Below are 18702 nucleotides of genomic sequence, written 5' to 3'. Positions count from 1 at the left end.
ACGAATGGACGGGCCGAAGCCCGCCCATTCGCTGACGTTGCGGTCGTGAGACCGAGACCTGAATGCTCAGGCGCTGGCGACGATGTTGACGACCTTGCGGCCGCCCTTGCGCCCGAACTCGACGGCGCCGGCCGACAGCGCGAACAGCGTGTCGTCACCGCCGCGCCCGACGTTGGCGCCGGGGTGGAAGTGGGTGCCGCGCTGGCGGACGATGATCTCGCCGGCCTTGACGACCTGGCCGCCGAAGCGCTTCACGCCCAGGTACTGGGGGTTGGAGTCGCGGCCGTTGCGGGTGGACGAAGCGCCCTTCTTGTGTGCCATTCTTCGCGCCCCTTCTTACTTGATGCCGGTGATCTTGACGCGGGTCAGGTCGGCGCGGAAACCCTGGCGCTTCTTGTACCCGGTCTTGTTCTTGAACTTCTGGATGACGATCTTCGGGCCGCGCAGGTCGCCCAGGACCTCGGCGGTCACGGTGATCTTCGCGAGCTTCTTCGCGTCGGTGGTGACCGTGTCACCGTCGACGTGCAGAACGGGGGTGAGCTGGATGGTGCCATCCTCGCCCGCCTTGACTCGATCGAGGACGACGACCGTGCCGACCTCGACCTTCTCCTGCCGCCCACCGGCGCGCACAACTGCGTAGACCACGTTTCACCCTTACTTCGGAATGGAAGAAAACTCCTGGCGTCTCGCGCGGGCTCGGCCCAGCGCACACCAACGGTCGAGCATACCTGATCGCAGGATGCCGGTCAAAAGGACCGGCGCGCCTCGAACCGCGTACCCCCAGCCTACAATCTCCCGCATGGCTGTGCTGATCGACGAGCCCGTCTGGCCCGCCCACGGCCGGCTCTGGGGGCATCTCGTGAGCGATTCCTCGCTCGAGGAGCTGCACGCCTTCGCGCGCGCCGCGGGGATCCCCGAGCGGGGATTCGACCACGATCACTACGACTACCCGCAGGAGCGCTACGACGCGCTCGTCGCGCAGGGCGCGGAGCCGGTGACCGGGAAGGAGCTCGTCGCCCGCCTGAGCGCCGCCGGTCTGCGGGTGAGCCAGCGGGCGAAGCGCGGGCTCTAGCCGGTCGTCCAGACCGGGGCGAAGCCCTCGAGCGTGCGCACGAGCTGCCCGGTTTCCACGTCGATGATCGCGAGGGTGACGCTCGTCGGGCGCGGTTCGACGGGCCGGCCGTCGCCCACCGCCGCCTCGACGTCGGGCGTCACCTCGACGGCGACGAACTGGTCGTTGGGCGAGAGCAGGACGGCGCCGAGGCTGCCGCGGTTCTCGATCGTGCGGGCGAGCACGCGCGCTGCTCCTCCGCCGTCGTCGGCGACGAGCACGGTCGCGAAAGCGCCCGTCTCGGAGTCGGCCACGGCGACCTTCTGCACGCGCAGGCCCGCCGCGGTGAGCGCCGCCTCGCCGCCGAACGCCACCTCGCCCTCGACGAGCGAGGGGTTCAGGCGCTCCTCCTCGCCGGTGGCCAGGTCGAGGGCCACTCCGCCGAAGCTGTCGGCCGCGCTCGCACGGCCTCCGTCGCTCGAGACGCCGTGGACGGTCGGGTAGGCGCCGACCGGCAGCACGGTCTCCGGGGCGCCGGGGTCGAGCCGGACGAGCGTTTCGTCGACCGTGTGGACGAGCAGGTCGCCCTCCGGCAGGAACCAGGCGTCGAGGGCCGTGAGCGGCTCGCCGTCGAGGTCGACGAGCGGACGCAGAGCGCGATCCCCTCCGATGTCGAGCAGGGCGAGGGACCGCGGGGAGATCCCGCCCGGAGCGTCCGCCGCCGCGGCCGGAGAGAGCACGAGCGCGAGGGTCGTGCCCGCGCGCGGCGCGATGAGGCGATCGACGCGCGCCCCGTCGGGGAGCTGCAGGCGCTCGATGCGGCCGCTGCGGGCATCCACCGATTCGAGGACCGTGCCGCCGGCGCCGTCGTCGCGCGCGACGACGAGCACCCGCTCGACGGGCGCGAAGTGCTGGATGCCCGGCGCGGCGTGCACGACCGCGCCGCGACCCGCGCCCTCGATGTCGGCGCGGAGGATCTCGTCCACCCCGTTGTCTTCGCGGTCGAGGTACAGCACGCTCGCGGAGGCGGTCGTGAAGCGATGCTCGAACGTGCTCGTGTTCGGGCGGGAGGGAGCGCCGACGCCCTCGACGCGCACCGTGTACTCGGTGCCGTAGCGCAGGCGCTCGTCGAACTGGACGACGATGAGCTCGCCCTGCACGGACACGCTCGTCGCCGCGGCGGGCTCGACGGTCACGGCGTCCGCGTCGACGGCGTCGACGGGCTGGTTGGCGAACAGCCGGAGCTGCTGGCCCGACTGCTCGGTGACCCGGGTCGCGTCGACCTGCGCGGAGGAGAGCTTGGGGCCCTGCAGCACGCCGAGCGCGAGGAAGATCAGGCCGAGCCCGGCGAGCACCCCTACGAGCGCGGCGAACGCGCGGGAGAATCGGCGCTGGTCGCGCTCGTCCCGCAGGCGGCGGCCGTGGTCGGCGGCGCGGGCGACGCCCGGGAACCGCTCCTCCGTCCGGGTGTGCTCAGAAGAGGTAGGGCTCACTCGGCTGCTCCACCGCCTCGACCGCGTCGGGCAGCACCACGAGCGGCTGCAGGCTCGACTCGCTCGGGTTCGCTCCGAGCTCCCCCGACACGCTCACCCACGTGTCGATCGGGAACTCGCTCTGCCAGCCGGGCCGATGCACGGGCACGCCCAGCGGCTGCGCGTCGACCGCGCAGCACGTGATGACGAAGCGCGAGACGTAGAAGACGTTCTCGGGGTCGTCGGGGTCGGGCGCGACGAAGCCGACGAGGTCGGTCACCGGCTTGTCGGCGAAGAATCCGAGGTCGCTCGTCTGACGGAGGATGCCCGACCACTCGCGCACGGTGAAGCGGGCGACGGCGGCGTCGTCGGCCTGCGCCGCGTCGTCGAGGGCGTCGAGATCGGCCGCGGTCGCGTTGATCTGCCGCTGCTGGGCGGTGGCGGTGGAGAGCGTCGCGGGCGGGATGACGAGCATCCCGATCACGAACGCGCCCGCGATCGCCGCCGCCGTCAGGCCGAGCGCGCGCTCGCGGCGCGAGACGGGCGCCTCCTCATCGCGGCGCCGTCGCGAGGCGGCCGAAGCGACCGCGGCGACGACGAGCACGAGGGCGATCGCCGCCATGATCACCGTGAAGACGATGTAGCGCGGGTGGATGTAGAGCACGAGCCGGCCGGAGGCCGCGAGCCACAGGGCGACGGCCGAGATCGCGGCGATCAGGGCGACCCCGCGCCAGCGCTGGACGCTAGACCACATAGTTCACCACCAGTCCGAGCACGGCGCTCAGCAGGCCGACGACGAGCGTCACGCGCAGCAGGGTGCGCGTGGAGTACGTCGTGCGCATGAGCGCGAGCATCTTGATGTCGATGATCGGGCCGAAGACGAGGAAGGCCACGATCGAGCCGGGCAGGAAGGTCGACGCGAACGGCAGGATGAAGAACGCGTCGACGTTCGAGCACACGGAGATCACGAACGCGAGCGCCATCATCGCGAGCACGCTGAACAGGGGGTCGCTGCCGAGGGCGACGAGCACGTCGCGCGGCACCGCCACCTGGATGCCCCCGGCGACGAGGGCGCCGATCACGAGGGCAGGCATGAGGATGCTCGACTCGCGCACGAAGAGGTCGACCGACTGCTCGGCGCGGGTGCCGTGCCGGTGGCCGTCGTCCACCCGGCACTCCTCGGCGAACCGGCCCGTGAGGAGCGACTCGGGCTCCGGGTGCAGCGAGAACAGCCAGCCGAGGACGTTCGCGATGAGGAAGCCGCCGAGGAGGCGCGCGACGAGGATGCCGTCGTCGAAGCCGAACGCGGCGTGCGTCGTGAGGATCGTCACCGGGTTGAGGATCGGCGCCGCGACGAGGAAGACCATCGACTCGGGGATCGTGAAGCCGCGCCGCACGAGCCCCCGCGCGAGGGGCACGTTGCCGCACTCGCACACGGGCAGGAGCATGCCGAAGAGCGAGATGACCGCGCGCCGGCCCCACGGGTTCTGAGGCAGGATCCGGAGCAGCCACGCCTCCGGGATCCAGACCTGGACGAGGATCGACAGCGCGATGCCGAGGACGATGAACGGCAGGGACTCGATCACGACGCTCGTGGAGAGCGTCAGGAGATCCTGCGCGACGTCGGGCAGACCCGCGGGTCCCGACTCGGCGGTCGCCGCCCGCAGCACGATGAGCGCGATGATGCCGAGGACTCCGAGCCCGGCGGCGATGAGGTGCCGGGCGCCCCAGCGGCGGGAGGCTCGGTGGTCCTCCCGCCGCACGGGCGTCTGAAGTCGAGCGGTCATCGAACGCTAGGCGTCGCTCGCGGCGTCCAGACCGGCGGTCGAGATGGTCCCGGACGTCGCGCGGCGCGAGCCGCGCTTGCGCGTGCCGGGGGCCGGGGGCTCGGGCAGGGCCTCGAGCACCGAGCCGAGGAGCTGCTCGGCGGCGCGCGGGTCGATGCGCTGCCTCGACCGGCTCACGGGCGGCTCGGGCAGGTCGAGGACGGGCACGACGGCGTCGGCCGAGCCGCTCGTCGTCGCGGGCTCGGACGCCGCCGATGCGGCCCCGGCGCCTCCGCGAGCACGGCGACCGCCGCGCGAGCGTCCCGAACGGGCGGGCGACTCGGGGGCGCTCGACGCGCCGTCCGCGCGGGAGCCGCCCGTCGCGCCCGCCTCGCTCGTCGCGCTCTCGGGAGCCGGCGCACTCACAGCCGACGTCCCGCTCGGCGACTCGGCGGCGGCGGCCGAGTCGGCCGCGGGGCGCTCGGCCTCGGGCGCGGGATCGTGGTGCACGGTCTTCGCGGCGATGGTCGCGAGCGCCTTCGAGACGTCCTCGGTGATCGCGTGAGTGCCGGCGTGGCCGGACGACTTCGCTCCGCCGCTCTGGCCGTTCTGACCGTTCTGGCCGGCGCCGCCGCGCTGACCGCCGCGGTCGCCGCCGGTGCGGTCGCCGCCCGAGCGGTCGGAGCCCGAGCGCCCGCCTCGACGGCTGCCGCCCTGGTCGGCGCCGCCCTGCGAGGAGCGGTGCTTGACGACGGGGTCGTGGTGGAGGATCAGCCCGCGGCCCGCGCACACGTCGCACTGCTCGCTGAAGGTCTCCAGCAGGCCGAGCCCCAGGCGCTTGCGCGTCATCTGCACGAGGCCGAGGCTCGTGACCTCGGCGACCTGGTGCTTCGTGCGGTCGCGGCTGAGGCACTCGACGAGGCGCCGCAGCACGAGGTCGCGGTTCGACTCGAGCACCATGTCGATGAAGTCGACGACGATGATGCCGCCGATGTCGCGCAGCCGAAGCTGGCGCACGATCTCCTCCGCGGCCTCGAGGTTGTTCTTCGTGACCGTCTCCTCGAGGTTGCCGCCCGAGCCGACGAACTTACCCGTGTTGACGTCGACGACCGTCATGGCCTCGGTGCGGTCGATGACGAGCGAGCCGCCCGAGGGCAGCCAGACCTTGCGCTCGAGGGCCTTCTCGATCTGCTCCGAGATGCGGTACTCGTCGAAGGGGTCGTGGTCGCCCTCGTGCTTCTGCACGCGATCGAGAAGATCGGGCGCGACCGACCGGAGGTAGGCCTCGATGGTCTGCTGGGCATCCTGACCATGGATGACCATGGAGCGGAAGTCCTCGTTGAAGACGTCGCGCACGATCTTGACGAGCAGATCGGGTTCGCTGTGGAGCATCATCGGCGCCTGCGCGTTGGGGTTCGCGACCTGCTTCGAGATCTCGGCCCACTGCGCGGTGAGGCGGTTGACGTCGAGCGTCAGCTGCTCCTCCGTCGCGCCCTCGGCGGCCGTGCGCACGATGACGCCCACGTTGTCGGGCAGGACCTCCTTGAGGATCTTCTTCAGGCGCGCCCGCTCGGTGTCGGGGAGCTTGCGGCTGATGCCGTTCATCGACCCGTTGGGCACGTAGACGAGGTAGCGGCCCGGGAGGCTGACCTGGCTCGTCAGGCGCGCGCCCTTGTGCCCGATCGGGTCCTTGGTGACCTGGACGAGGATGCGGTCGCCGGGCTTGAGCGCGAGCTCGATGCGGCGGGGCTGATTCTTCTCGCCCTCGGCCTGCGCGGCCTCCCAGTCGACCTCGCCCGAGTAGAGCACGGCGTTGCGGCCGCGGCCGATGTCGACGAAGGCGGCCTCCATGCTCGGCAGCACGTTCTGCACGCGGCCGAGGTAGACGTTGCCGATGAGGCTGGACTCCTGCGAGCGGGCGACGTAGTGCTCGACGAGCACGCCGTCCTCCAGCACGCCGATCTGGATGCGGCCGTCCTTCGAGCGCACGACCATGACGCGGTCGACGCTCTCGCGGCGGGCGAGGAACTCGGCCTCGGTGATGACGGGGCGGCGGCGACCGGCGTCGCGGCCGTCGCGGCGGCGCTGCTTCTTGGCCTCGAGGCGCGTGGAGCCCTTGATGCGCTGCGGCTCGGTGATGAGCTCGGCGGGGCGGCGCTCGCGACGGTCGCGGCGGTCGGTGCGCTCCGAGCGGTCGTAGCGGTCTGAACGGTCCGGTCGCTCGGCGCGGTCCTCGCGCTCGGCGGGGGCCTGGTCGCCATCGACGGATGCTCCACCGCGGCTGCGACGCGCGCGCGAGCGCCGACGGCTCGTGCTCGTGCCCTCCTCGGGCTCGTCGTCGTCATCGCGCTCGCGCACCGGGCCGGTGCCGGGACGCGGCGCGAGGTACTCGACGGGGGGCGCGTAGAACAGCAGCGAGGTGGTGCTCTCGGGCTTCAGCACGGGGAACGGGGTCGTCGGGGTCTCTGGCTCGGGCTCGCTGGCCTCGGGTTCGCTGACCTCGGGCTCGACGGGCTCCGGCTCGACGGCCATGGGCTCGACGGGCTCCGGCTCGGCAGCCGGCGACTCGACCTCGAACGCCGCGTCCTCGGGCGGGGCGGCCGGGGGCGCCTCGACGGCGGGCGCCGCGACGTCCTCCGTCACGGGCGCGGTCGCCGCGCTCTCGCGGGCGCTCTGCGCGTCGTCCTGGCCCTTGCGGGCGGCGCGGGGCTTGAACAGCCGGGTGCGCTTCTTCGGGTTCGTCTCGTTGTCGTCACTCACCATCGCTGGTGCACTCCTCGACCGTCCGGGCCGCGCCTGGACGGGAACTCTCCGGCAGCGGGCGCGTCGCCCCCGCTGCGAAACTCTTCGGTTGTCGGGCCGCAGCCCCCCGGTTCGGGTCGGGCGCGGGCCCGCGCACTGTCACTGCGCATACTCGGAACTGGCTATCCGACGCTCGCGACTCGGTGTCGCGAGGATGGTCCGGTGTGCCCGGAAAGCTTGTCTCTGGTGCGTCGCGAGCGCGGCTGGCGACGACTGCTCCTCATTATCGCACGACCCGCGCCGACGGGGGACCTTCGACCCGGGCGCCCGCGCGCCGCGTGCGGGAGGATCGAGTCGTGACCGCGCTCGATCCCGCCTCCGTCGCCACCGCCGCACCGGCCCGCCGCCCCTGGCTCATGGGCGCGTTCCTCCTGCTCACGGGCGCGGTGGGCTGGTGGGGCGCCATGGCCCTCATCACCGAGCGGGTCGCGAAGCTCATCGACCCGCAGCACGTGCTCAACTGCGACATCAACCCGCTCGTCTCGTGCGGCAGCGTGATGGAGAGCTGGCAGGCGTCCCTCCTGGGCTTCCCGAACCCCCTGCTGGGCGTCGCGGGCTTCGTCGCGCCGATGGCGGTCGGGGTCGCTCTGCTCGCCGGTGCGCGGTTCGCGCGCTGGTTCTGGGCGCTCTTCCTCGCGGGGGTCGCGGGCGCGTGGGTGTTCGTGACGTGGCTCTTCACCCAGTCGGTCTACGAGATCGGCGCGCTGTGCCCGTGGTGCATGCTCGTCTGGGCCGCGGTCATCCCCCTGTTCTGGTGGCTGCTCGCGTGGCTGCTCGCCACGGGCCGACTCACGGGCGGCGCCGGCCGACGGGTCGGCGCGGCCGTGCTGCCGTTCACGTGGGCGATCGTCGTCGTCAACTACGCGGTGATCGTGCTCGCGATCATCGTGCAGTTCCCGACACTGCTCCCGAGCCTGCTCTAGCCCCGACGAGGGCGGCGCGGCGGCGGGCGACCGCTCAGGCGAACCAGAGGGCGAGCTCGCGCGCGGCCGACTCGGACGAGTCGGAGCCGTGCACGAGGTTCTGCTGCACGCGCAGGCCCCAGTCGCGGCCGAGGTCGCCGCGGATCGTCCCGGGCGCGGCGGTCGTCGGGTCGGTCGTGCCGGCGAGCGAGCGGAACCCCTCGATCACGCGGTGGCCGGCGACGCGCGCGGCGACGACGGGGCCCGACTCCATGAACTCCATGAGCGGCTCGTAGAAGGGCTTGCCCTCGTGCTCGGCGTAGTGGGCGGCGAGCAGGTCGCGGTCGGCCTGCACCATGCGCAGGTCGACGAGCTGGTAGCCCTTCGCCTCGATGCGGCGCAGGATCTCGCCGGTGAGGTTGCGGGCGACGGCATCGGGCTTGAGCAGGACGAGGGTCTCTTCGACGGACGTGGTCATGGTGGCCTCCCGGCGGTCAGGTGCGGTCGTGCGATTGTTGGGGCGCGAGGGTCAGGATGCTCGGCCGACGCCGTTCGCGGCGTCGAGCTGGCGGCCCTTGATGACGGCCCAGATCCAGAATCCCACGAAGATCGCGGCGGCGACGCCCGCGAGCACCTCGAGGAACACGGTCGCGAGCAGCAGCAGCTGCAGCGCGTGGCCGAACCACTGCCCCCACGGGTAGCGCACGAGGCGCACCGCGACGAGCAGCAGGACGATGAGGACGGCTCCCCCGCCGAACGCGGCGAGGGGGTCGACGACGCGGAGGCCGTAGATCACGAGGGCCCCGAAGATCACGACGACGGCCTCCATGACGAGCACGACGCTCAGGAGGGACTCGGTCGCGGTTCGCGCGCGACGGGGCTTCCGGGCCGCGTCGTCGGCGGAGGCGGATGCGGGTGCGCTCACAGCGCCCAGCCTTCCTCACGCGCGATGCGCATCGCCTGACCGACGAGCGTGATCGACCCGGTCACGAGCACGGCGTCGCTCGGGCCGGCCTCGTCACGCGCCTCCTCGAGCGCGACCGACAGCTCCGGCTCGATGCGCACGCGGTCGTGGCCGGCGATGTGCGTCACGAGCTCGGCGAGCTCGTCGGAGTCGAGCGCGCGATCGGACTCCGACTGCGTGACGACGAACCGGTCGACGACGGGGTCGAGCGCCTCGATGATGCCGCGTGCGTCCTTGTCGGTGAGGATCCCGACGATCGCCGTGACCTTCTCGAACGCGAAGGAGCCGAGCAGCGCCGTCGCGAGCGCCTCGGCGCCATGCGGGTTGTGGGCGGCGTCGACGAGCACGCTCGGCTCGACGCCGATGAGCTGAAGCCGGCCGGGGCTCGTCACGGTCGCGAAGCCCTCGTGCAGGACGTCCATCGCGAGCGGCTGCTCGCCTCCGCCGAGGAACGACTCGACCGCCGCGATCGCGAGAGCGGCGTTGCGCGCCTGGTGCTCGCCGTAGAGGGGCAGGAAGAGGTCGCGGTACTCCCCCGCTCGGCCCCGCACGTCGATGACCTGGCCGCCGACCGCGAGCCGGGCATCCAGCAGCGCGAAATCGACCCCTTCGGCGGCGACGGGCGCCTCGTCGTGCTCGGCGGCGCGCAGGATCTCATCCATCGCCTCGGTCTGCTGCAGCGCGGTGACGACGTGCGCGGCGGGCTTGATGATGCCCGCCTTGGTGCGCGCGATCTCGGCGACGGTGCGGCCGAGTCGGCTCTCGTGGTCGAGCGCGATGGGCGTGAGCACGGCGACGTCGCCGTCGGCGACGTTGGTCGAGTCCCACTCCCCACCCATGCCGACCTCGAGCACGACGACGTCGACGGGCGCATCGGCGAAGCATGCGAACGCGAGCACCGTGAGCGCCTCGAAGTAGGTGAGGGGCTCCTCGCCGTTCGCGGCGAGCTCGGCGTCGACCATGAGCAGGTAGGGCTGGATGTCGGCCCAGTTGTCGGCGAACGCACGATCGGCGATCGGGGCGCCGTCGATCATGATGCGCTCGGTGACGCGCACGAGGTGCGGGCTCGTCATGAGCCCGGCGCGCAGCCCGTAGGCGCGCAGGATGCTCTCGATCATGCGGCTCGTCGACGTCTTGCCGTTCGTGCCGGTGATGTGGATGACCCCGTACGAGCGCTGCGGGTCGCCGAGCAGCTCGACGGCTCGGCGCGTGGGCTCGAGGCGCGGCTGCGGGCTGCCTTCGCCGAGGCGCGCGAGCAGCTCGGCGAAGACGGCGTCGGCGGCGTCCCGGTCGGCGAGCTCCTGCTCGCTCGGCTCCCGGCTGTCCTGCGCCCCGGTCATGCTCGCTCCACCTCGATCGTCACGGATGCCCCGGCCCCGACCGGCGCCGCCGCCCCCTCGCCAGCCTCCCCGACGCTCAGCGAGGTGGCAAGCGTCTCGCCGCCGATGAGCTCCCGGTGCGTCTCGATCGCGGCGCGCGTCGCGGCATCGCTCGAGCCGAGCGTCAGCGCGATGCGGTCGCTCACGTCGAGCCCGGCGTCCTTGCGGGCCTGCTGCACGGCGCGGATGACGTCGCGCGCGACGCCCTCGGCCTCGAGCTCGGGGGTCACGGTCGTGTCGAGCAGCACGAAGCCGGAGCCGGGCAGGAAGACGACGGCCGCGGCCGGGTCCTCCAGCTCGAGCTCGAGCGTGAACTCGCCCGGCTCGAGCGCGATGCCGCCGACGACCACGCCCTCGCCCGCGACCTGCCAGTCGCCGGCCCTCGCGGCGCCGATCGCCTGCTGCACCTGCTTGCCGATGCGCGGCCCGGCGGCGCGCGCGTTGACGGCGAGGCGTCGCGTGATGCCGTACGCGGCGACGAGCGAGTCGTCGAACTCGACGAGCTCGACGGCCTTGACGTTGAGCTCGTCGCGGAGGATGTCGGAGAAGGGCGCGAGCGCGGCGGCGTCGGGCGTGACGACCGTGAGGGTCGACAGCGGCAGGCGCACGCGCAGGCTCTGCGCCTTGCGCAGTGCAAGGCCCGAGCTCGCGATCGCGCGCACGCGGTCCATCGCAGTGACGAGCGCGGGGTCGGCGGGGAAGGCATCCGCGCCCGGCCAGTCGGCGAGGTGCACGCTCTCGCCGCCCGTGAGGCCGCGCCAGACCTCCTCGGAGACGAGCGGCGCGAGCGGCGCCGCCACGCGCGCGAGCGTCTCGAGCACCGTGTAGAGCGTGTCGATCGCGTCGCGGTCGTCGCCGGCCCAGAAGCGCTCGCGGCTGCGCCGCACGTACCAGTTGGTGAGCACGTCGGCGAAGTCGCGCAGCGCGGCGGCCGCGAGCGGGCTGTCGAGGCCATCGAGCTCGGCCGTCACGGTCTCGACGAGGTCGCGCGTCTTCGCGAGCAGGTACCGGTCGAGCACGTTCGTCGAGTCGGTGCGCCAGCGGGCATCCGCCACCCCCGCCGCGTTCGCGTAGAGGGTGAAGAAGTAGTACGTGCTCCACAGCGGCAGCAGGAACTCGCGCACGCCCGCACGGATCCCCTCCTCGGTGACGATGAGGTTGCCGCCGCGGATCACCGAGCTCGACATGAGGAACCAGCGCATGGCGTCGGAGCCGTCGCGCTCGAACACCTCCGTCACGCTCGGGTAGTTCTGCAGGCTCTTCGACATCTTCTGGCCGTCGTTGCCGAGCACGATGCCGTGGCTGATGACGTTCGAGAACGCGGGGCGGTCGAACAGCGCCGTCGCGAGCACGTGCATCGTGTAGAACCAGCCGCGGGTCTGCCCGATGTACTCGACGATGAAGTCGCTCGGGTTGTGGTTCTCGAACCAGTCGGCGTTCTCGAAGGGGTAGTGCACCTGCGCGAACGGCATCGAGCCGGAGTCGAACCACACGTCGAAGACGTCCTCGATGCGGCGCATCGTCGAGCGCCCGGTCGGGTCGTCGGGGTTCGGGCGCGTGAGCTCGTCGATGAACGGGCGGTGCAGGTCGACCTCGCCCGCGGCGTTGCGCGGCAGGGCGCCGAAGTCCGCCTCGAGCTCGGCGAGCGAGCCGTAGACGTCGACGCGCGGGTGGTTGGGGTCGTCGCTCTTCCACACCGGGATGGGGCTGCCCCAGAAGCGGTTGCGGCTGATCGACCAGTCGCGCGCGCCCTCGAGCCACTTGCCGAACTGCCCGTGCTTGACGTTGTCGGGCACCCAGCGGATCCGCTCGTTGAGCTCGAGCATCCGATCGCGGATCTCGGTCACGCGCACGAACCAGCTCGAGACGGCCTTGTAGATGAGCGGATTGCGGCAGCGCCAGCAGTGCGGGTAGCTGTGCTCGTAGCTGCGCACCTGCAGCAGCCGGCCCTGCTCGCGCAGCATGCTCGTGAGCGTCTTGTTCGCCTCGAAGACCTGCAGTCCCGCGACCTCGGGCACCTGCTGCAGGAATCGCCCGCCGTCGTCGACCGAGATGATGATGGGGATGCCCGCGGCGGCGCAGATCGCCTGGTCGTCCTCGCCGTAGGCGGGGGCCTGATGCACGATGCCCGTGCCCTCGCCCGTGGCGACGTACTCGGCGACGAGGATCTGCCAGGCGTGCTGCATGCCCCAGGCCTCGACGTCGGCGTAGTAGTCGAAGAGGCGGTCGTAGTGCACGCCGCCGAGCTCGGCCCCGAGCATCCGCCGCGTGATCGCCGCGTGCGCCTCGGCCGCGGTCTCGTAGCCGAGCTCCTTGACGTAGGCGCCCAGGGTGTCGTTCGCGAGCATGTACTGGCTCTCGCCGGCGACCGCGTCGCGGGCGCCCGACCCGTCCCGGTCATCCGCCGCCCCGTGGGGGCCCGCCGGCAGCACGACGTACTCGACCTCGGGGCCGACGGCGAGCGCCGCGTTCGTCGGGAGGGTCCACGGCGTCGTCGTCCAGGCGAGCGCCTTGACGCCCGTGAGGCCGAGCGCCTCGGCCTTCGAGCCGACGAGCGGGAAGGTGACGGTCACCGACTGGTCCTGGCGCATCTGGTAGACGTCGTCGTCCATGCGCAGCTCGTGGTTCGACAGCGGCGTCTCGTCGCGCCAGCAGTACGGCAGCACGCGGTATCCCTCGTACGCGAGGCCCTTGTCGTGCAGGGTCTTGAAGGCCCACAGCACGCTCTCTATGAACGAGATGTCGAGCGTTTTGTAGTCGTTCTCGAAGTCGACCCAGCGGGCCTGCCGCGTGACGTAGGTCTCCCACTCGTCGGTGTAGCGCAGCACGCTCTCACGGGCCCTGGCGTTGAACGCCTCGATGCCCATCTCCTCGATCTGGGCCTTCTCGGTGATGCCGAGCTGCTTCATCGCCTCGAGCTCGGCGGGCAGACCGTGGGTATCCCACCCGAACCGCCGGTGCACCTGCTTGCCGCGCATCGTCTGGAACCGCGGGAACACGTCTTTCGCGTAGCCCGTGAGCAGGTGCCCGTAGTGCGGCAGGCCGTTGGCGAACGGCGGGCCGTCGTAGAAGACCCACTCCTCGCAGCCCTCGCGCTGCTCGATCGACCGGCGGAAGGTGTCGTTCGTCGCCCAGTACTCGAGCACGTCGGCCTCGAGCGCGGGGAAGCGCGGGGAGGCGACGACGCCCTGGTCGTCGCGGTGGAGGGGGTAGCCCATGGTGTCTCCGGTGTCTGCAGCGCACTCACCGCGAGGACGACGGGGCTCGTCGAGCCCGCCGCGGTACCACCCCGCTTGCCGATGCCCTCCGCTCGCCGTGCTGGCGGGCGGATGCTCCGGCCCCTCTCCTGCGGCTGTGACGGGCCTGCCCCGCTCGGGTCTAGTTGGCGGGTCGCTCGAGCACGAGCGTCCCGCTGTTCTTCCGAGGGCTCCCCGGTGATGGCCGGATCGACGCCTGTGCGTCCATGGTACCGAACGCCCGAGGGCCGGCCGCCGGGAATACGCCCGGGCGTCACTACGCTGGTGTGCTTGTGACTACTGATACGCATGGCCAAGCGCCCACCATGCAGCCCCTGACCCCCGCCCCCTCCGACCCCCGCATCGCGCGTCGCGCCCGCTGGGCATCCCTCGTCGGCACCTCGCTCGAGTCGTACGACTTCTACCTGTTCGCGTACTTCTCGGCCTTCTTCGCCGGCCCGCTGTTCTTCGAGCCGCTCGGCCCCGTCGGCGCAAACCTCGCCGCGCTCGCGACGATCGGTGTCGCGTTCGTGATCCGCCCGATCGGCGCGATCGTCTTCGGCCACGTCGGCGACCGCATCGGCCGCCGCACGACCCTCATCGTGACGATCACGATGATGGGCGTCGCGACGGCGCTCATCGGCGTGCTGCCGACCTTCGACCAGGCCGGCTGGGTCGGCGCCGTGCTCCTCGTGCTGCTGCGCGTACTGCAGGGCGTGTCGCTCGGCGGCGAGTGGGGCGGCGCGATCCTCATCGCGACCGAGCACGAGACGAAGGCCAAGCGCGCGTTCGCCGCCGCGATGCCCCAGCTCGGCTCGCCCATCGGCTCGATCCTCTCGGCCGTCGCGTTTCTCTGGCTGACCCTGTCTCTCACGACGGAGGAGATCGGCGAGTGGGCGTGGCGCATCCCGTTCCTCACGGCGATCCCGCTGCTCGCGATCTCGCTCTACCTGCGCCTCGCGATCACCGAGACCCCGGTCTTCGCGGCCGTGAAGGGAGCCGGCCGTGCGCCGCGCATCCCCCTCGCCGCCCTGCTGCGTGCGCAGCCCGTCACGATCGTCGTCGCCGTGGGCGTCGCGCTGCTCGGCATCGGCTCGTACTCGCTCATGAACACCTACACGCTCAACTACGGCGCGGCGGTGCTCGGCTACGACTACTACCAGCTGCTCATCGCCACGACGATCGGCGGCCTGCTGCAGCTCGTGACGATCCCGCTGTTCGGAGCGTGGGCGACGCGCATCGGCTCGGGCCTCGTGATCGCGATCGGCGCGCTCGGCACGCTGCTCGTGTCGTTCCCGATCTACTTCTTCCTGCAGGACGCCTCGTTCGGCTTCCTCGTCGGCATGATGGTGATCGGCGGCATCCTGCCCACGATGAGCTGGGCGGCGCTCGGAGGCATCTTCACCGAGCTCTTCGACGAGCGCTACCGCTACTCGGCGCTCGGCTTCGCCTACGCGCTCGCCGCGGTCGTGGCCGGCTTCGTGCCGTATCTCACGGCCGAGCTCGGCGTCGCGACCGGCAACGCCTGGTGGCACCCGGCGATCGTGCTCGCGGGCATGTCGCTCATCACGCTCGTCGCCTCGCTCGTCGCGATCCGCATCCGCGTCGATCGCGATGAGGATGCGCCCGCCGTGACGGCTCCGGAGGTCGTCGGCGCCGAGCGCTGATCGGCGCTCCCCGCGCCACCCGCCTCCCCCGACCGCCCCCGCTCGCGCCCTACACTGGCCGCGACGGGGGCGGTCTCCGTCTCAGGGGACGGGGGCGACCATGGCCGACGAGCGAACGCCGAACGAGGATCCGACCGAGCCGCTGCGGCCGGTGAGCGGGGCGGATGCTGCGGGCGACGCCCCGACCGAGGCGTACGACGCCGTCGATGCCGGGGATGCCCCGACTCGCGCCTTCACCCGACCGCTCGACCAGCCCGGCGCCGTGCCGCCGGTCGCGCCGACTCCCCCGCCGCCGACCGCGCCGACCGAGATCTTCCGCCCCGCGGGGGTCGGAGCCGCCGCCGGCGTGGGTGCCGGCCTCGGTGCCGGAGCCGCCGCGGGTGCTGCCGCCGGCGGCTTCCCGCGCTCGAGCGCGCCCATCGGGGGCGGCCCGGCTGCGGGCCCCGCCCCGGCGAGCTCCGCGACGGAATCGCGCCGACTGAGCGGCGGGGCGATCGCGCTCATCGTGCTCGCGGTCATCCTGCTCATCGCGCTCGTCGTGCTCATCTTCGCCCTGCTCAACCGCGACGACGCGCCCGCACCGGCCGCATCGGACACCCCGAGCACGAGCGCCTCGCCGTCGGATACGCCGTCGCCCTCGCCGACGCCGAGCGAGACCGAGGAGCCGTCGCCCTCGCCGACCCCGACCGAGTCGAGCGCGGCCCCCGAGCCCGCCCCGGCGCCGACGTTCACCGTCTTCCAGGCCGAGAACACCGCCAACTGCCCCGACGAGAGCGGGTCGGTTCCGCTGTTCTGGAGCTGGAGCATCGACGGCGCCACGAACGCCTGGTTCGGCATCGGCACCGATGACGCGCGCGCCGAGCCGTTCGAGGAGGTCCCGACGACGGCGACCTACGAGTTCGCGTACCAGTGCTCGGAGGAGAGCCAGCTCTACACGGTCTCGGCCGAGAACGCCGACGGGCTCGTGACGCATCAGACCGTCGAGGTCGTGCGCCTGCTGCCGTAGCGCTGTCGCTTCGTCAGGTCCGAGTCCCTGCCGCCCGCGACACCACATTAGTTGGCGACAAATTGGCCTTGATGCAAAGTTCGCGCTAATCGAGGTGTTGGCGCGCCCTCATCACTTCATCGTTTTATGCGGTCACCACGACGTTCAACCACACGGCATGCTGGCGGTGCTGCCGTCGCTTCGAAGCCACACGCCTTCCTGCAGGCCCTCACTAGGGAGAGGGAAGAGCGGGTTATCAAAGCCTGCGCCATCGCGTTCAAATTCTACTGAGAGATCAGCAGAGGACTTTAGTTGGACGTCAGAAGGTCCGACGAGCAGCACATCAGATGTTCCCACGGTTAGCACGTCGTTAGCCTTGACCTCAAAAGGCTCATCTGCGTTTGCGACGACAACCCACTCCTCTTCGACACCCTTCGCGCCTTGGGATTGCAATACTTCGAATTCGCTAAACGCGGACGACTGGCAGAATGCGACCGACAGCCTCCCATCCATGACGGACAACTGCATCGGCGCAAGCGTTGTGCAGCCGACCAGGGAAAAGGAGACGAGCACCAGGCTGATCGCACGGAGTCGTTTGGCTAACATTGCTCGTACCCGCCCCCCTGCGAAGCAGAGGTCTCTAGCGGATTCATGCAGCCTCCGCCTCCAATTCGGGACCTGCGTGGATAATCGAAGACCCAGGAGGCCCCCCATCCAGCTAGCCATGTAATCGCATACACATCGTTCCCTAGTAGCGCGCTCTGCGTGGCATGATCCGCCTCGTGATTTAGCAGACTCCCGGTAACGTCCCGACGGTTACTTACCACGATGTTGCCAAGGGTGATTGTTCCGCCAATGTTAGCTCGCGTACAAATCGACAAGCCATCACCCCCGTCAGCACAGTTCGCGCCGGACGTGCCAGCCACAACGGTTCCCACGAGGCTCAGCGGGAGATTTCTAACTGCGCGGACTTGCATGATCGCGGCGCGGTTAGAAACCACCGTCTTGGCGGCAATCTTATTGGCTCGTTTGACTTCCTGGATACCGCATGCCACGCTCCGGTGTCCGCATCGGTATGTTCCGCCACCGCCATCGTGCAGAGCATGGACGCGCTCGCCGCTCAGGTCAAGTTTGTTGATCGGGTCCGTCGGATAAACATAATCGTTATCCACCCCGCCCTCGACCGGGTCCACTCTCAAGAACCGCCCCAGCGCCGGCACGAACACTCGCGCACCCATCTGCACGATCGCGACCGACCCCTGATGCTCATACAGCTTGCGATGCTGACCCACGAAGGCATAGTCCGCACTTCCAGGAGCGTTGTCGATCACCGCATCATCCGCGCTGCTCGATCCGATCCGCCCCGTCGCCGGATCGATCGGCTGACCGAACGGGTCATACCGCACCAACTGCGCCCCACGCACTCCATCGCCATCCGCGGTCAGCACGATGTCGCCATGCATGTTCGGATACGACCACTGCTGCGCACCCGGCAGCATCCGCGCCGCCACCCCGCCCGGCAGGGCGACCGTGTAGTCCAGGATCGCACCGGCCTCGTCCACGACCAGCGTCGAGACGTCCCCGGAGGCGGCATGCGCGTAGCGGACGCTCTCGGTCGATGTCGCACCTTCCTTCACCTCACGCGCCACGATGCGGCTTACCGCATCCCGCGTGTAGGTGATGGTCGTCTGCGACGGGCTGCCGACGCCGGTGATCGTGCGCCAATGACGATTCGCTGCGTCGTATGCCAGCTGCTGATCCGCCAACGTGATCGTATTGCCGCGCGAATCGTAGGCGAGCTCGGAGGCTGCCAGGCCATCCGCGACCGGGTTGGTCGTTGCCGCAGCCCCGGTCACGATCGAGCCCAGCAGGCGATCAGCGGCGTCATAGCAATACGTTGACGCGGTCGTCTCCGCCGTACCTGATGCGGGGGTGAAGGAATCGGAGTACGAGGTGCGGTTGCCATTGCGCCCGGCACCCGCCACCGACCCGGCGAAACCCGCCGTCGAGCACGCCGCCGAAGAGTCCGCGAATCCATACTGTAAAGTGTGGTCCACAACCCCATTCACCGAGAGGGTTGCCTTCACCAGACGCGCGGCGGCATCGAAGCCGAACACTCCCCGATAAGCCACACCCCCCGCAGCCGGATCACCGCTGGTGAGAGTGGAAGCCACGATCCGGCCCGACTGCGACCGGACCACGGCATCGGTCGGGACTGCTGAAGACTTAAGCGACTCCTGGCTTGAGGCGACGGGAGTCGCTGCTGGACGAATGTGCGCTGCGCCGAGAGACTGGCGCTTCCGAAGGCCTCAAGCGCTCGCGAGCCTGGCGCTACTTTCGACTGAATCCAGTGCCGTTGATGAGCGGGACCTAGAAAGGCCAGGGGCTTCCGCTAGTCGGCGCGGGTGCCAAGAAGACCGAGCCTCCTTGCGGTGCTCCAGATGCCGACTGACGACAGTACTAAGAGCAATGAGCCGC

At 70.8% G+C, this 18702-nt stretch carries 16 protein-coding genes; 4 read left to right on the top strand and 12 right to left on the bottom strand.

Features of this window, described 5'->3' with window-relative positions; genetic code table 11:
- Nucleotides 1-66: 66 nt before the first annotated feature.
- Nucleotides 67-321: a 50S ribosomal protein L27 gene (gene rpmA, locus ASC54_RS07130; RefSeq protein ID WP_055855851.1), complete on the bottom strand. Its 255-nt coding sequence runs from the start codon at nt 319-321 to the stop codon at nt 67-69.
- A gap of 15 nt (nt 322-336) precedes the next feature.
- Entirely contained in the window at nt 337-645 is a 309-nt protein-coding gene (gene rplU / locus ASC54_RS07125; RefSeq protein WP_055855854.1) for a 50S ribosomal protein L21, read from the bottom strand.
- 154 nt (nt 646-799) lie between these two features.
- On the opposite strand from rplU, the gene ASC54_RS07120 reads away from it, so the two are divergent.
- Nucleotides 800-1072, top strand: coding sequence for a DUF4031 domain-containing protein (locus tag ASC54_RS07120; protein ID WP_055855856.1), 273 nt, complete (start codon nt 800-802; stop codon nt 1070-1072).
- Here ASC54_RS07120 and ASC54_RS07115 read toward each other — a convergent pair.
- The 4 genes from ASC54_RS07115 to ASC54_RS07100 are packed head-to-tail and all read right to left on the bottom strand — an operon-like array spanning nt 1069 to nt 7052.
- Nucleotides 1069-2544: a hypothetical protein gene (locus tag ASC54_RS07115; RefSeq protein ID WP_055897662.1), complete on the bottom strand. Its 1476-nt coding sequence runs from the start codon at nt 2542-2544 to the stop codon at nt 1069-1071. The genes ASC54_RS07120 and ASC54_RS07115 overlap by 4 nt on opposite strands.
- Nucleotides 2525-3277: a TIGR03943 family protein gene (locus tag ASC54_RS07110; RefSeq protein ID WP_055855862.1), complete on the bottom strand. Its 753-nt coding sequence runs from the start codon at nt 3275-3277 to the stop codon at nt 2525-2527. Before ASC54_RS07110 ends, ASC54_RS07115 begins: the two co-directional genes overlap by 20 nt.
- On the bottom strand, nt 3267-4310 hold the full coding sequence (locus tag ASC54_RS07105) for a permease (protein WP_082514909.1): 1044 nt from the start codon (nt 4308-4310) through the stop codon (nt 3267-3269). The genes ASC54_RS07110 and ASC54_RS07105 overlap by 11 nt, the downstream gene beginning before the upstream one ends.
- A 6-nt stretch (nt 4311-4316) precedes the next feature.
- The gene (locus tag ASC54_RS07100; protein WP_055897659.1) at nt 4317-7052 is read right to left on the bottom strand and encodes an Rne/Rng family ribonuclease; all 2736 of its coding nucleotides are present in this window, start codon (nt 7050-7052) and stop codon (nt 4317-4319) included.
- A 335-nt stretch (nt 7053-7387) separates the two neighbouring features.
- Here ASC54_RS07100 and ASC54_RS07095 point away from each other — a divergent pair, with 335 nt between their 5' ends.
- On the top strand, nt 7388-8014 hold the full coding sequence (locus tag ASC54_RS07095) for a vitamin K epoxide reductase family protein (RefSeq protein ID WP_235451403.1): 627 nt from the start codon (nt 7388-7390) through the stop codon (nt 8012-8014).
- A gap of 34 nt (nt 8015-8048) precedes the next feature.
- Here ASC54_RS07095 and ndk read toward each other — a convergent pair whose 3' ends face one another.
- From ndk to ileS, 4 genes are read right to left on the bottom strand one after another with little or no spacing between them, the layout of a single operon-like run.
- Nucleotides 8049-8471 (bottom strand): nucleoside-diphosphate kinase, encoded by a 423-nt coding sequence (ndk, locus tag ASC54_RS07090; RefSeq protein ID WP_055855867.1) that lies wholly within the window; start codon nt 8469-8471, stop codon nt 8049-8051.
- A gap of 51 nt (nt 8472-8522) precedes the next feature.
- Complete coding sequence (locus ASC54_RS07085; RefSeq protein WP_055897656.1) at nt 8523-8918, bottom strand: DUF4233 domain-containing protein; 396 nt, start codon at nt 8916-8918, stop codon at nt 8523-8525.
- Complete coding sequence (locus ASC54_RS07080) at nt 8915-10297, bottom strand: folylpolyglutamate synthase/dihydrofolate synthase family protein (protein WP_055897653.1); 1383 nt, start codon at nt 10295-10297, stop codon at nt 8915-8917. The genes ASC54_RS07085 and ASC54_RS07080 overlap by 4 nt, the downstream gene beginning before the upstream one ends.
- Nucleotides 10294-13554 carry an isoleucine--tRNA ligase gene (gene ileS / locus ASC54_RS07075; protein ID WP_055897648.1) on the bottom strand — a complete coding sequence of 1087 codons (3261 nt, stop codon included), beginning with the start codon at nt 13552-13554 and terminating at the stop codon, nt 10294-10296. The genes ASC54_RS07080 and ileS overlap by 4 nt, the downstream gene beginning before the upstream one ends.
- A gap of 344 nt (nt 13555-13898) precedes the next feature.
- On the opposite strand from ileS, the gene ASC54_RS07070 reads away from it, so the two are divergent.
- Both ASC54_RS07070 and ASC54_RS12810 read left to right on the top strand, forming a co-directional pair.
- The gene (locus ASC54_RS07070) at nt 13899-15239 is read left to right on the top strand and encodes an MFS transporter (RefSeq protein WP_055855878.1); all 1341 of its coding nucleotides are present in this window, start codon (nt 13899-13901) and stop codon (nt 15237-15239) included.
- 100 nt (nt 15240-15339) lie between these two features.
- Nucleotides 15340-16245: a hypothetical protein gene (locus ASC54_RS12810; RefSeq protein ID WP_055897645.1), complete on the top strand. Its 906-nt coding sequence runs from the start codon at nt 15340-15342 to the stop codon at nt 16243-16245.
- Nucleotides 16246-16389: 144 nt separating this feature from the next.
- On the opposite strand, the gene ASC54_RS12805 is transcribed toward ASC54_RS12810, so the two are convergent.
- Together ASC54_RS12805 and ASC54_RS13070 are read right to left on the bottom strand one after the other, a co-directional pair.
- Nucleotides 16390-16830 carry a hypothetical protein gene (locus ASC54_RS12805; RefSeq protein ID WP_156376754.1) on the bottom strand — a complete coding sequence of 147 codons (441 nt, stop codon included), beginning with the start codon at nt 16828-16830 and terminating at the stop codon, nt 16390-16392.
- Nucleotides 16824-18398: an RHS repeat-associated core domain-containing protein gene (locus ASC54_RS13070; protein WP_156376753.1), complete on the bottom strand. Its 1575-nt coding sequence runs from the start codon at nt 18396-18398 to the stop codon at nt 16824-16826. Before ASC54_RS13070 ends, ASC54_RS12805 begins: the two co-directional genes overlap by 7 nt.
- Between the last annotated feature and the right edge of the window lie 304 nt (nt 18399-18702).

It is taken from the genome of Yonghaparkia sp. Root332, assembly GCF_001425665.1.
GTDB lineage: Bacteria > Actinomycetota > Actinomycetes > Actinomycetales > Microbacteriaceae > Microcella.
Note: the sequence above shows the minus strand (reverse complement) of the source record. Positions and strands in the feature narration are given on the sequence as shown.